This window comes from Parabacteroides sp. 20_3 (assembly GCF_964238835.1).
GTDB classification, from domain to species: domain Bacteria; phylum Bacteroidota; class Bacteroidia; order Bacteroidales; family Tannerellaceae; genus Parabacteroides; species Parabacteroides distasonis.
In genome coordinates this window covers 325803-339789 of record NZ_CAXSNO010000001.1, presented here as the reverse complement: position 1 = coordinate 339789, position 13987 = coordinate 325803, and the positions used below count along the sequence as shown (strand labels likewise).

The window sequence follows — 13987 nt, the reverse complement described above, 5'->3', positions numbered from 1 at the left end:
AAAACATGTCATTTATCATTGTCGTACTTTGTTTGGCCTTATTGATTGTCTTGATATCCTACTTTAAGGTGGATGCTTTCATCGCGTTTCTGATCTCCTCTATCTTGGCGGGCATCGCTTTGGGCATTCCGTTGGAGAAGCTGCCGGACTCGGTGAATAACGGTATCGGGAGTATCTTGGGTGGGTTGACGTTGATTATCGTATTAGGCGCTATGCTAGGCAAGTTGGTGGCCGAGAGCGGAGCGGCACAGAAGATCGCTTCCGTGATGGTGTCGCTTTTTGGTACTAAGCATATACAATGGGGGCTGATGGTGACAGGCTTTGTCGTGGGTATTCCGTTATTTTATGGGATCGGATTTGTGTTGTTGGTGCCATTGATCTTCTCGATCGTGTATAAATACAAGCTTCCGGCGGTCTATATCGGGTTGCCGATGTTGGCGGCGCTGTCCGTGACGCATGGATTCCTGCCCCCGCATCCGTCTCCGGTAGCCTTGGTGGTACAATTCAATGCGAATATCGGCCTTACGCTGATCTACGGTTTATGTTTGGCGATTCCGGCTATCATTATCGCCGGGCCGGTGTTCGGCAGTCGGTTGAAACATATAAAATCCGGTCCGGTCACGTTGTTCGAGCAGAAAGAGGATAGCGGGAGATATAGCATGCCGGGCAAGGCGAATAGTTTTATCAGCGCTACGTTGCCTGTCTTTTTACTGATTATCGTGACGGTTATTCCTTATTGCTTTAAGGATATGGGCGAGATGGCGAGCGGGATAGTCTCTTTTATTGGTGCTCCTTCCATTGTAATGCTGATCGCCTTGTTGTTCGCTACATATACGCTGGGCATCCGGCAGGGACGTAGTATCAAGTCGGTTATGGCAGTCTATGGGGAGGCCGTGAAAGATATCTCTATGATCCTTTTGATCATCGCGGGTTCCGGTATCTTCAAGCAGATCATGGAGGATAGCGGGGTAAGCAATGAGCTGGCGACAAGCCTAGAGCAATTGCCCGTTCATCCGTTGATCTTGGGTTGGTTGATCTCTGCCGTGATCCGTTTGTGCGTGGGATCGGCTACGGTGGCGGCGTTGACGGCGGCGGGCGTGGTGATGCCTTTAGTTACGCAAACGGGTGCGAACCCGAACTTGATGGTTTTATCTTTAGGAGCGGGTAGCTTGATGTTCTCGCATGTCAACGATTCCGGTTTCTGGATGTTCAAGGAATATTTTAACCTAAGCATAAAGGATACGATCTGCTCATGGTCTATCATGGAGACGATCGTGTCGGTCGTAGGATTGATCGGGGTAATGATCTTAAATATGATTGTATAATAAAAGAATGATTGAGCAATGAGAAAGAGATGGCTGCTTAGTATCGTTATTATGCTTTTCCCTTTCGTCGCCTCGTTTGCGGCGGACCCGGAGGAAGGTACTTATCCAACGGTCGGGAGGCTTTTTCATATAGCACGAAGCGTGAATAAGAACTTGGTTTGTTACGATGTGAATCTGAGGGATGGTAAGCTGGATACACATGATCCCTTGAACGTTTATTGGGTCAATCGGGAAAAGCATCCGGGGGAAACCAATGGCTTGAGCTATATCCAACGGAAAATGGCTTATGGGTATAAACTGATCTCGGCGAGTGATAATGCTTGTGTATGCTCATTGACCGCTTATCCCTCCCGCCAGTTGACGATTACCAAACGTGATTCCCGCTATGTATGCTACATAACGATCAACAACCAACAGGCGATTCTCCAATCCCTCTACGTTAAAGCCAGCTCCAAGAATCCTTTAAGCGTCGAGTATGTAGAGCTACAAGGAATCTCTGTCGCCACGAATCAACCGGTAACGGAAAGAGTCAGGAAATAGATCAATATATTTTTTACTAACATATAAATGAAAGAAATTATGAGCATGATTAACGCAGATGAGAATTTTGAGAAATTAGGGTTGACCTTACCTCCCGCACCGGCTCCGGCCGGAGTTTACAAGCCTTGTGTGATAGATGGCAAATACCTGTATCTTTCCGGTCACGGGCCTGTGCGGAATGATAAATCCTTGATCATCGGACGTATCGGTAAGGACTTGACGATGGATGAAGGCAAACTCGCCGCCCAGCAAGTAGGACTTACCATGTTGGCGACCATTCAGGCGAACCTTGGTAGCTTCAACAAGATAAAGAGAGTGATCAAGGTATTGGGTATGGTAAATTGTACGCCCGATTTCGGAAAGCATCCTTATGTGATCAATGGCTGTAGCGAGTTGTTCGCCGCCGTATGGGGGCCGGATAACGGTGTAGGTACCCGTAGCGCCGTAGGATTCGGTTCTCTTCCCGATAATATTCCTGTAGAGATAGAGGCTTTGTTCGAATTATACGAATAAGCCATGGACGATTGGTACGTCATAAGTAATGTAGACCGGATAGACTCGCCAGCCTTGGCGTTCTATCCGGATCGTATTTCCGGCAATATCGAGTTGGCCAAGAGGATCATAGGCGATACGAACCGGCTTCGTCCGCACGTGAAGACGAATAAGGCGGCTGAGGTATCCCGCATGCTGCTGGATGCCGGAATCCGGAAGTTCAAGTGCGCTACGATTGCCGAGGCCGAGATGCTGGGGCATATTAATGCCCCCGATGTATTATTAGCCTATCAGCCGGTAGGCCCGAAGATTTCCCGCTTATTAGATTTGATAAAGGCATATCCTGCCACCCATTACTCCTGCTTGGTAGACCAAGCGGAGAATGCCCGTGCGATCTCGGCTCTTTGCGAGGCCGGGAATATCACCTTGGATGTCCTTATCGATCTGAACGTGGGAATGAATCGTACCGGAATCCTCCCGGAGAGAGCGGAGGCGCTGGTGGATGCCATCCTGCCGCTGAAGTCTCTGCAGATTATCGGGTTGCATGGCTACGACGGACATATACATGACGCGGAGCTATCGGTACGTTGCCAAGGTGCGGATGCCGCATACGCCTTGACCGAACGTGTGTTCCGGGAGATATCCCGCAAGTTTGCCTATCCATTGGTAAAGGTGATGGGAGGTACTCCTACATTCCCGATGTACGCGAAGCGGAAGGATTGCGAATGCAGTCCCGGCACGTTTGTGTTCTGGGATTGGGGGTATGGAAACGCTTATCCGGATATGCCGTTCAAGGTAGCTGCCTTATTGATAACTCGGGTCATTTCCGTGCTGGATGAGCATCATGTTTGCGTAGATCTTGGTTACAAGGCGGTAGCCTCGGAAAGTCCTTTGCCCCGTGTGTTTTTCTTGAACCATCCGGAGGCGAAACCTATCTCCCAGAGCGAGGAACATCTGGTCTTGGAAGTTCCGTATAGCCAGTCCTATCCATTAGGTTCCGTATTCTATGGCATTCCCGTTCATATTTGTCCTACGGTCGCTTTATACGACAAGGCTTATGTGATCCGGGATCGTGAGGCGATCGGCGAATGGCCTATCATTGCCCGTTCACGTCGCATCACCTATTAACGGTAATCAAATTTTCAATTATCAATTATCAACTCTCAATTAATAAAATGAATAAGCCATTTATTATTGATGCCCATCTCGACCTTAGCATGAACGCTTTGGAGTGGAACCGGGATTTGCGTCAACCCCTAAAGGAAATAAACCGGAGAGAAATCGGTATGACCGATAAGCCCGACCGTGGAAACGCCACTATATCGTTTGAGGAACTGCGTAAAGGAAACGTCGGGTTAGTAGTCGCCACTCAGATCGGTCGCTATGTAGGGCCGGATAATCCACTTCCCGGTTGGCATTCCCCGGAACAAGCTTGGGCGCAGACCCAAGGCCAACTTGCTTGGTATAAGGCGATGGAAGAGGAGGGCCAGATGGTCATGATCCGGGATAAGAAGGCCTTGGAAGCGCATCTGGCTCTTTGGAAAGACGGTGAACCCGCCGGCAAGAAGCCGATCGGTTATGTATTAAGTATCGAGGGAGCCGACTCGTTCATCACGGTGAATCATATGGAAAGGGCGTATGCTTATGGCTTGAGGGCGGTTGGCCCGGCACATTACGGCCCCGGAAGATATGCCAACGGTACGGATTCTACCGGTCATCTGAATGCCATGGGGAAAGAGTTGTTGCGTACCATGGATCGCTTGGGTATGATTCTTGACGTGACCCATTTATGTGATGAGGCTTTCTGGGATGCGTTGGATTTGTATAAGGGACCGATTTGGGCGAGCCATAACAACTGTCGGGCCTTCGTAGATCACAACCGTCAGTTTAGCGACGAGATGATCAAGGCGTTGATAGAGCGTGACGCCGTGATCGGTATCGCCCTAGACGCTTGGATGATGGTACCGAACTGGGTACGAGGCGAGTCTACTCCAAGAGGCATGAATTGTGGTATGGAGATTATGGCGAACAATATCGATCATGTCTGCCAATTGGCCGGAAACGCGAACCATGTGGCTATCGGCAGTGATCTGGATGGTGCTTTCGGTACGGAGCAATGCCCGTATGACCTAGTAACGATCGCCGATCTCCAAAAGATATTCCCGATCCTTCAATACCGTGGCTTTACGGACGATGCTATCAACCGTATCGCCTCTGGTAACTGGATTGAGTTCTTACGGAAGCATTTGCCGGAATAAGCTACTGCAACCCGGGTTGCAGTGATACCGCGATGTGGATGCAGTGTTACTGCAACCCGGATTGCAGCGTCACTGCATCCGCATCGCGGTAAAAAGACAAACAAGGTGAGTCTATTTTATATCTGCAATACCAAGACGAACCGGCATCCCTTCTTATATTCCTTATCGATAGATAGGGTTCCGTTTAATTTGCTAGCCATCAGTGCGCAGATGGGTAATCCCAAACCATCGCCTTGCGCTAGATCCTTCGCCTCATTGAATGGCTTGAATAAGTTCTCTTTTAGATCATCCGGTATGCCTGTACCATTATCGGTAATGATAAATTGGCAAACATGAGCGCCTTTCCGTTTAAAATCCAGACGGATGTTACCGCTGGAAGTATATAATGCGGCATTCTTTAACAAATGTAATAAGACTTGTTCCAGATGCTCGGCATTCGTCTTAATCTCCAATTGGGGCACGTCTGTTACGAGATTGACCTCCGGTTGAATATCCCCTTTAACCTTCTCCACGATTTTCTTACTGAAGTTTCCTACATTAAAAGAACTAACCTCATACGGTTCCATCAACGTATTCTCCAAGGAGGAAAGCTCTTGGATATGAACCGTAAACTGTTTCAAAGCCTCTACCCGTGTCCATACATCCTCGGCCTGCTTCGGAGCTACCGCCTGTAATTCTTTGGCGGATGCGCTAAGCTTGTTCAAGGTAGGCTCCATCTGAACCGATATGTTTTGGATGAATTGGGCTTGTTGTTCGCTATGCTCGTTTGTCGTCTGGATGATTTTCTTTAATTTCTTGTTCAGCACAATAAAGCGTAATAGAAGGAATCCCAAGAAAAGCAAGGCGGCTATCAGGATTACCACGAATGTGATAAGTCCGACAATCATATATTGCTTAACAGACAATTTATCGTCTTTCTCCTGTATTGTCTGTAGGCTCTGATCGTATTTTTGTTGTAATGCCCCTAGTTTATCCTCTGCCGTAAGAGCTTTTACGGAATCCGTCCATACGATGTATTTGTCGTAGGTACGTTCCATCAGTGGGGCGTTGTTTGCCTTACGAGCGATAGAGATCAGGTTCCGGTAGCAATCGTTCACCTTCTCATATTCTTTTTTCTCCTTATACTGGTTGATCAGTTTCTGGAAAGCAGCATCCCCCTGCTCGTTTTGCCCGAACGTATAATAATAACCTGCTTGGGTATATAATAAATTGTTCGATAACTTCTCATCGCCCGCTTGGCTGGCCAGATTATCTAATGTATTGAGTTGAACTTGCGCTTGGGCGGCGTTCTTTAGCTTAATATACATTTCCAACCGCTCTTTCGTTACTTGGAAGCGTTGCTCATAGAGCGATTTCTGCAACTTCTGTTCCTCGGTTAAGATGAATTGGTTCATCTGGCGGCAAAGATCGAATGCCTCTTGGTAATAATTCTCGCGATAATATAGATAAGCCGCCTGCGTACCGGCATCGATCGCCTGTTTGTAATCACCTTTTTGGGATAAGCTCTTGTAAGCTTGTAAAAAAAGATAACGAGCTTTGGTGTAGTCTTTTTTTTCCAGGCTGCTTTGTGCCTGTGTCATAAATTGATTCGTCGTGTTTTGCGCCTGTGTGACAGGGTAGAAACAAAGCATAAAAGATAGTAAAAGATAAATGACCCTCATAACTTAAATTTTTTTGAAGTAAAAATATGTATTTACTGGGATTCATACAAAATATATCAGGGGAAAAATAATAGATATTTTATTTTAAGATACGATTTGTGTGTCAATATTCATATTTATTTTGTCAATTCTGAAAGTTCCGAACAAGTGGAATGTGCTATCTTTATCACATTTATTAACCTTAAGAATTGTGTTTATGAGTATATCCGTATTAACAAAAGGCATGTCGTGTCTATTCTTTTGTTTTTGTGTTTGTTGTATGAATGCGCAAGTAAGAAACACTGATCCTGTACGTCACTTGAGGATATCCGGTTATTTGGGGCAACGGATCGACGCTTGTATCGAGTATCGAGTGAAAGCTCAAGATGTGGATCATTTGGTGGAACCTTTCCGGCATAAGGAAGAGACCTCGCGCTGGCAATCGGAATTTTGGGGAAAATGGATACAAGGGGCGATCGCCTCATACCGTTATGATAAAGATCCTGAGTTGTACAAGATTATTAAGAATGGAGCGGAGTTGTTGATGGAAACCCAATTGCCGAATGGATATATCGGTAACTATTCCGAGGAAGCACAGTTGAACCAGTGGGATATATGGGGGCGAAAATACACGGCTTTAGGTTTGATCGCTTATTATGACTTATCTGGGGATCGAAAAGCTTTGGATGCCGCCTGCCGGGTGATCGACCATTTGATGACGCAGGTGGGACCCGGAAAAGTGAATATCGTGACGACCGGTAATTATATAGGAATGCCAAGCTCTTCGGTACTTGAGCCGGTGATGTATCTGTATAATCGTACCCGGCAAGATAAATATCTGGATTTTGCCAAGTACATCGTAAAGCAATGGGAGACTCCGGAAGGCCCTCGATTGATTAGTAAGGCGATTGCGGATATTCCTGTCGCCGGACGTTTTCCACATCCAAAGGTTTGGTTCTCTCCGGAGAATGGACAAAAAGCATATGAGATGATGTCTTGTTATGAGGGCTTGTTGGAACTTTACAAGGTCACTAAGAATCCATTATATTTATCTGTGGTGGAGAAAACGATGAATCATATAATCAATGAGGAAATCAATGTGGCCGGTTCTGGTAGTGCATTCGAGTGTTGGTATGGAGGCAAGGCATTACAGACCTATCCTACTTATCATACGATGGAGACTTGTGTGACGTTCACGTGGATGCAGATTTGCGACAGGATGCTTGGACTAACCGGAAATTCCTTATATGCGGACCAGATCGAGAAGGCTATGTATAACGCTTTACTAGCCTCGCTGAAAGCGGATGCCTCTCAAATAGCGAAATACAGTCCGTTGGAGGGCTGGCGGCATGAAGGAGAGGAGCAATGCGGTATGCATATCAATTGTTGCAATGCGAATGGACCTCGTGCTTTCGCGATGATTCCGCGGTTCGCTTATCAGGTAAACGGCAGACGTATCGATGTCAACCTATATGCGGCTTCGAGTGTGGAGGTAGAGTTGGATAAAAAGACGAGGGTGTCGATGACGCAGGAGACGGACTACCCGATAGATGGGCAAGTCCGGATTGTGGTGGAACCGGAGAAGACGAGTGATTTTACGATCGCCTTGCGTATCCCGGCGTGGAGTGAGCGAACTGTGGTGTCTGTCAATGGTGAGCCTTTAACGGATCTGTTGGCTGGAGCATACCTACCGATTCATAGGACTTGGGAGAAAGGGGATGAAATTACGGTGGAGTTGGATATGCGGGCTCGCTTGGTGGAGCTGAACGAGGCTCAAGCGATCGTAAGAGGCCCTTTGGTGCTGGCTAGAGATAGCCGCTTTAAGGATGGAGATGTGGATGAGGCTTCCGTGATCGTCAGCAAGGATGGTTATGTGGAATTAACTCCGGTACAAGCCCCCGATTTCGCTTGGATGGCTTTTACCGTTCCTATGGTTTTAGGAACGGATTTGGAAGGAAACGGCAAGGCTCGCCCGATTCATCTGTGCGATTTCGCATCAGCTGGTAATACGTGGAATCAGGCAGAACGTTATAGAGTGTGGCTACCAAAAACATGGAATGTCATGCGTACGCCTTATAAACCTTATTGAGCGGTTCACTCCAGCTCAATGCGTCCGATCCCTGAACTCCGAGGGCGTGACCCCTTCTTTCTTCTTGAAGAATGTGGAGAATTGGCCGGCATTCTCGAAATGTAGGCTATAGGCGATCTCGGAGATCGTCAAAGGGGTGCTAGTCAGAAGCTCTTTCGCACGAAGGAGCTTCTGTTGTAATTGATATTGGGCGGGGGAGACGCCGGTGTATTCCTTAAACATCCGGCGAAACCATGAATAACCTAAACCAAGACGGGCAGCGATCTCTTCCGGACTTAATGGGTCCTCGATGTTCTCCTTCATTAATATACGTGCCTCGTTGATTTTATCTACGACATAGGTGTTCGTGAAGGAGTTGTTCTTTTCCTTATAATATACGGAGCCTAATATATGAAGCACGATACTGGAGATCATCTGTTGGTAACCGGATTTCTCCTCCGAGGCGAACTTCAGTATATCCTCATAAAGTCCGACGATCGTAGCGCTCAGCCCGATCCGGTGTAGCGGCTCTTCCTTGGTAAAGAATTTCTTCTCCACACGTTTATCGATATGAATACCCCGAAAACCTACCCAATACTCATCCCATCCCGTTTCCCGGTCCGGATAATAACTATGCCATTCCCCGGGGAAAAGGAGGATCATCGTCCCTGCGTTTATCTTTTGCGATTTACAAGACTGGGAGGAAAAGTACCCGCTACCTTTCGTTATATATACCAATTGATACTCATTCAGGATGCGCCCGGTCTGAGGCTTGAAATTATACTTCTCCGGATGCCGGGAAAGCGGATAGGCGCAACCCGGCGGGATGAATTGATATCCGACCGTCGTGACGACGATTCCCCATTCCTCATCCGTAGCGCTGATCGTCAAGTAACGTAGTAAATCATTCCGCAGTTCGTTCATGTCAGATTTGAAAGGTTTAAAATCATTTTCGTAAGCAAATATAGCAATAATGCTTCTACTTTTGCTTTCGTCAAACAAATAACTTTGTTAAGCCATGAAGGAATATAATTTTCTAGCCTTTGATATAGGGGCTACCAGTGGACGGGCCGTGCTCGGGACCTTAAAGGATGCCAAATTTGAAATGAAAGAGATCCATCGGTTCCCGAATCCGATGGTGGAATTACACGGACGGTTTTATTGGGATATCTATCATCTTTATACTTCTCTTATAGAAAGCTTGACGATATGCGCCCGGCAAAGAATCCGGTTGCACTCGATCGGAATAGATACATGGGGGGTGGATTTTGGGTATGTGGCTTTGGATGGCTCTTTATTGGGCTTACCTCGTGCTTACCGAGATCCTTATACGGACGGCGCTCCCGAGGACTTTTTCAAACGGATTCCCAAGGAAGAGGTCTATAAGCGGACAGGTATTCAAGTGATGCCGTTTAATAGCTTGTTCCAGCTTTTCAGGGCGGGGCAAGACTCGTTTATACCGCAGGAAGTGGCGGAAAAGATATTATTCATACCGGACCTTTTGGCTTATATGTTGACGGAGCGTATGGTATGTGAATATACGATCGCTTCCACGTCTCAATTATTGAATCCGGAAACCCATAAATTCGATTACAAGCTCTTGGAGGCCGTGGGTGTATCTCCTACTTTGATGTGTCCGGTGGTGATGCCGGGGACGTTGATCGGGCGGTTGAGCGAGTCGATCGCCCGTAAGACAGGAATCGGGGAAATCCCGGTAATCGCCGTGGCTGGTCACGATACGGCGTCGGCGGTAGCCGCTGTTCCTGCTTCTTCTCCTAATTTCGCTTACTTGAGTAGCGGTACTTGGAGCTTGATGGGTATCGAGGTGGAGAAGCCGATCATCAACGAGGTCTCTTTCAAGAATAATTTCACGAATGAGGGGGGTATCGAGGGTACGACTCGCTTTTTGAAGAATATTACAGGTATGTGGATCTTGGAACGTTGCCGGGAGCAATGGAAGCGGTCCGGATTGGATTATTCGTACGATGATATGGTTCGGATGGCGGAGTTGAGCGAATTTACTTCTTTGATCAATCCGGATGATCCTCGTTTCGCCAATCCAGAGAATATGCTACGTGAGATCACGGCCTATTGTGAGGAAACCGGACAGGCTGTTCCCGCTTCGGACGCCGATTATGTACATTGTATATTTTATAGCTTGGCGAATCGTTATAAAGAGGTGCTGGAAATACTCAAATCGATGTCGCCACATCCGATTGAACGATTGCATGTGATAGGTGGTGGCTCTCGGAACGATCTGCTGAATCAGTTGACAGCCAACGCTATCGGTATTCCCGTATTGGCTGGCCCGTCTGAGGCGACAGCCATTGGAAATTGCTTGATACAGGCTAAGTCGGCAGGATTACTGACGGATTGTTGGGAGATGCGAAGACTGATAGCCACCGCATTCCCTCCCAAGGAATTTCATCCAGTTGTAGAGACGGGGCGTGCCCCGTCTCATCCTCTCTAAACGGTAACTTAAAGATACTATCAGACGGTGGGAGACGGGGCACGCCCCGTCTCTACAACTAGATTCATTACATATAAATTTAAAAACATCATACCATGACAAAAGACAGTTTAATTCAACAGGCATTTGAAGTAGCGGCAGAACGTTATGCGGCCGTAGGTGTAGACGTTCGTAAAGCATTAGAGGATATGAAGAAAATATCCCTATCCCTGCATTGTTGGCAGGCCGATGACGTAAGCGGTTTCGAGAACCAAGGCGGCTCCTTGACCGGTGGTATACAAGTGACCGGCAATTATCCGGGACGTGCCCGTACTATCGACGAGTTGCGTCGGGATGTATTGAAGGCGAAATCCTATATCCCCGGTAATCATCGGCTTAGTCTGCATGAGATCTACGGGGATTTCCAAGGGGAGAAAGTAGATCGTGACGAGGTAGAACCCCATCATTTCGAGAGCTGGATACAATGGGCGAAAGAGAATGATTTCAAGCTAGACTTCAACAGTACCTCTTTCTCGCACCCTAAAAGCGGAGATTTGACCTTGGCGAACCCCAGCGATGATATCCGTAACTTCTGGATCGAGCATACGAAGCGTTGTCGCTGGATCAGCGATGAGATGGGTAAAGCCCAGAACGATCCTTGCATGATGAACCTTTGGATACATGACGGGAGCAAGGAAGTACCGGCCAGCCGCTTACGTTATCGCCGTATCTTGGAGGAATCGCTGGATGAGATATTCGCTACCGAATATAAATGGATGAAAGATTGTATCGAGGCGAAACTCTTCGGTATCGGTCTGGAAAGTTATACGGTAGGTTCCTATGATTTCTATTTGGGTTACGGGGCGAAAAAGAACAAGATCGTTACCTTGGACACCGGCCATTTCCATTTGACGGAAAGTATCGCCGACAAGGTTTCCTCGTTATTGCTGTTTACGCCCGAGATCATGTTGCACGTAAGTCGTCCGATCCGTTGGGATAGCGATCATGTCGTGATCTTGAATGACGATGTGCAGGATTTAGCCCGTGAGATCGTGCGTTGCGACGCCTTGGACCGGGTACATATCGGTTTGGATTATTTCGACGCTACCATCAATCGTATCGGTGCTTATGTCATTGGTAGCCGTGCTACGCAAAAAGCCTTTATGCTCGCTTTGCTGGAGCCGATCGCCTTGCTTCGCCAGTACGAGGATGAGGGTAAGTATTTCCAGCGTCTTGCCTTGCAGGAGGAAGCGAAGAGTCTGCCTTGGGGTGCGGTTTGGGATATGTATTGTCTGCAAAGTGGGGTCCCCGTAGGAGAGTCTTATATCGCTGAGATCGAGAAATATGAGTCCGACGTTACCTCAAGACGGAAATGATAGAGATCGGGATCGGGTTGTTGATCATCGCGATCGGCAGTTTCGGGCAGAGTAGCTCGTACGTGCCGATCAATAAGATCCGGGATTGGAGTTGGGAAAGCTTTTGGTTGGTGCAAGGTATCTTCGCTTGGTTGGTTTTCCCTTATCTCGGAGCGATGTTGGCGGTACCGGAAGGGAGTACCTTACTGGAGCTATGGTGTTCGCCGGGTAGCTTGGGAGCGGTTATCTATGGCATGCTCTGGGGTGTCGGCGGGTTGACTTTCGGGTTGAGTATGCGTTATCTGGGCGTAGCTTTGGGACAGAGCATCGCCTTGGGTACATGCGCCGGTTTCGGTACGCTCTTCCCGGCTTTGTTTGGTGGAACGAATCTGTTTGAGGGAACCGGATTGATCCTGTTGACCGGTGTTTGCATTACCTTGGCAGGTATCGCCGTGATCGGTTACGCCGGAAGCCTGCGGGCCCGGAATATGAGTGAGGAGGAGAAGAAAGCGGCGGTGAAGGATTTTGCCTTGACTAAGGGCTTGGCGGTAGCCTTGCTTGCCGGCGTGATGAGCGCCTGCTTCAATTTGGGTTTGGAATCGGGAAACGAGGTGCTGGCGAAAGCGAGAGAGGCGGGAGCTAGCGATCTGTTCGCCTTGAATCCCGTAATACTGTTGGTTACTTTGGGCGGCTTTTGTACGAACGCTGTGTATTGTATTTTCCAGAACGTGAAAAACGGGACGGGCAAGGATTATTTCTCGGTATCGGGAGGTACATTGCTGAATAATGTCTTATTTTGCGCTTTGGCAGGCGTGCTTTGGTACTCGCAGTTCTTCGGACTGGGGATGGGAAAGAGCTATTTCTCGGATTCCCCGGTTATGCTGGCTTTCTCGTGGAGTATCTTGATGTCGCTGAATGTTATTTTCAGTAATGTCTGGGGCATCTTATTAAAAGAATGGAAGGGCGTGGATCGCCGGACAATCGTGGTATTGATTACCGGCATGTGTATCTTGATCCTTTCCTTATTATATCCAAATATAGTTTAATTAAAATAGACATGATAACACTAAGAAACAATGAACGCCTGATGGCGGAAATAGATCGTATCGCCGAGGTCGCCGGCTATTTGTGGACCAAGGGTTGGGCTGAGCGAAACGGCGGGAATATATCGGTGAACCTGACTACTTTATTGAGCGAGGAGGAGAAGGCGTTGCCGGCTTTGGTTTCCTCGATTCCCTTGCAAGAGGCGATGACGGCCTTATGCGGGCACGTCTTTTATGTGACGGGTACCGGAAAACGGATGCGTTACGTGGCGAAAGATCCTTTCGCCAACGGCTCTTTGATCCGTATCGCCGCCGATGGGAAATCGTATGATATCCTAGCGGAGCAACCGATCCAACCGACTTCCGAGTTGCCTTCCCATTTGTTGATGCACAATTTCTTGCGTGCGAAGGGACGGGATAACCGGGTGGTATTGCATACGCATCCGACGGATATTATCGGCATGACGCATTGTAAGCCGTTCTTGGATTCGGAGAAGATTACCCGCACGTTATGGAGTATGATCCCGGAATGTCGGATTATCGTGCCGAAAGGGGTTGGTATCGTTCCTTACGAGATACCGGGCACTTTGGCGTTGGCGCACGCTACGATCCGCCAATTGGAGGAGCACGACGTGGTGTTCTGGGAGAAGCACGGTATCCTTGCCGTCGGTGAGGACCTGATCGAGTGCTTCGATGCGATCGATACGTTGAGTAAATCCGCCCAGATCTATTTCAGTGCCCGCATGACCGGTTACGAGCCGGAAGGTATGACGGATCAGCAATTGGATGACTTGGTTCCGGCTTTTGGACTCTAGCG

The 13987-nt window shown here is 48.0% G+C and carries 12 protein-coding genes; 10 read left to right on the top strand and 2 right to left on the bottom strand.

The window, feature by feature from the left end:
- Positions 1-5 precede the first annotated feature (5 nt).
- The 5 genes from ACESPU_RS01415 to ACESPU_RS01395 are packed head-to-tail and all read left to right on the top strand — an operon-like array spanning position 6 to position 4615.
- Positions 6-1325, top strand: coding sequence for a gluconate:H+ symporter (locus ACESPU_RS01415; RefSeq protein WP_005856449.1), 1320 nt, complete (start codon positions 6-8; stop codon positions 1323-1325).
- Between the two features lie 18 nt (positions 1326-1343).
- Entirely contained in the window at positions 1344-1865 is a 522-nt protein-coding gene (locus ACESPU_RS01410; RefSeq protein ID WP_005856451.1) for a DUF4833 domain-containing protein, read from the top strand.
- Positions 1866-1904: 39 nt separating this feature from the next.
- Entirely contained in the window at positions 1905-2378 is a 474-nt protein-coding gene (locus ACESPU_RS01405; RefSeq protein WP_005856453.1) for a RidA family protein, read from the top strand.
- Positions 2379-2381: 3 nt separating this feature from the next.
- A complete protein-coding gene (locus ACESPU_RS01400) occupies positions 2382-3485 on the top strand; it encodes a D-TA family PLP-dependent enzyme (protein ID WP_373133091.1) in 1104 nt (367 codons plus the stop codon).
- 47 nt (positions 3486-3532) lie between these two features.
- Positions 3533-4615, top strand: coding sequence for a dipeptidase (locus tag ACESPU_RS01395; RefSeq protein WP_373133090.1), 1083 nt, complete (start codon positions 3533-3535; stop codon positions 4613-4615).
- A gap of 116 nt (positions 4616-4731) precedes the next feature.
- Here ACESPU_RS01395 and ACESPU_RS01390 read toward each other — a convergent pair whose 3' ends face one another.
- Entirely contained in the window at positions 4732-6276 is a 1545-nt protein-coding gene (locus ACESPU_RS01390) for a HAMP domain-containing sensor histidine kinase (RefSeq protein ID WP_158532400.1), read from the bottom strand.
- Between the two features lie 196 nt (positions 6277-6472).
- Here ACESPU_RS01390 and ACESPU_RS01385 point away from each other — a divergent pair, with 196 nt between their 5' ends.
- Positions 6473-8344, top strand: a complete 1872-nt coding sequence (locus tag ACESPU_RS01385; protein WP_005868312.1) for a glycoside hydrolase family 127 protein — start codon at positions 6473-6475, stop codon at positions 8342-8344.
- A 15-nt stretch (positions 8345-8359) separates the two neighbouring features.
- Here ACESPU_RS01385 and ACESPU_RS01380 read toward each other — a convergent pair whose 3' ends face one another.
- A complete protein-coding gene (locus ACESPU_RS01380; RefSeq protein WP_005856470.1) occupies positions 8360-9247 on the bottom strand; it encodes an AraC family transcriptional regulator in 888 nt (295 codons plus the stop codon).
- Positions 9248-9341: 94 nt separating this feature from the next.
- On the opposite strand from ACESPU_RS01380, the gene ACESPU_RS01375 reads away from it, so the two are divergent.
- From ACESPU_RS01375 to rhaD, 4 genes are all read left to right on the top strand, one after another.
- Complete coding sequence (locus ACESPU_RS01375) at positions 9342-10793, top strand: rhamnulokinase family protein (RefSeq protein WP_121962548.1); 1452 nt, start codon at positions 9342-9344, stop codon at positions 10791-10793.
- 95 nt (positions 10794-10888) lie between these two features.
- Positions 10889-12148 (top strand): L-rhamnose isomerase, encoded by a 1260-nt coding sequence (locus ACESPU_RS01370; protein WP_008771952.1) that lies wholly within the window; start codon positions 10889-10891, stop codon positions 12146-12148.
- A complete protein-coding gene (rhaT, locus tag ACESPU_RS01365) occupies positions 12148-13173 on the top strand; it encodes an L-rhamnose/proton symporter RhaT (RefSeq protein ID WP_085931158.1) in 1026 nt (341 codons plus the stop codon). The genes ACESPU_RS01370 and rhaT overlap by 1 nt, the downstream gene beginning before the upstream one ends.
- An 11-nt stretch (positions 13174-13184) precedes the next feature.
- A complete protein-coding gene (gene rhaD, locus ACESPU_RS01360) occupies positions 13185-13985 on the top strand; it encodes a rhamnulose-1-phosphate aldolase (RefSeq protein WP_008771954.1) in 801 nt (266 codons plus the stop codon).
- Positions 13986-13987: the final 2 nt, after the last annotated feature.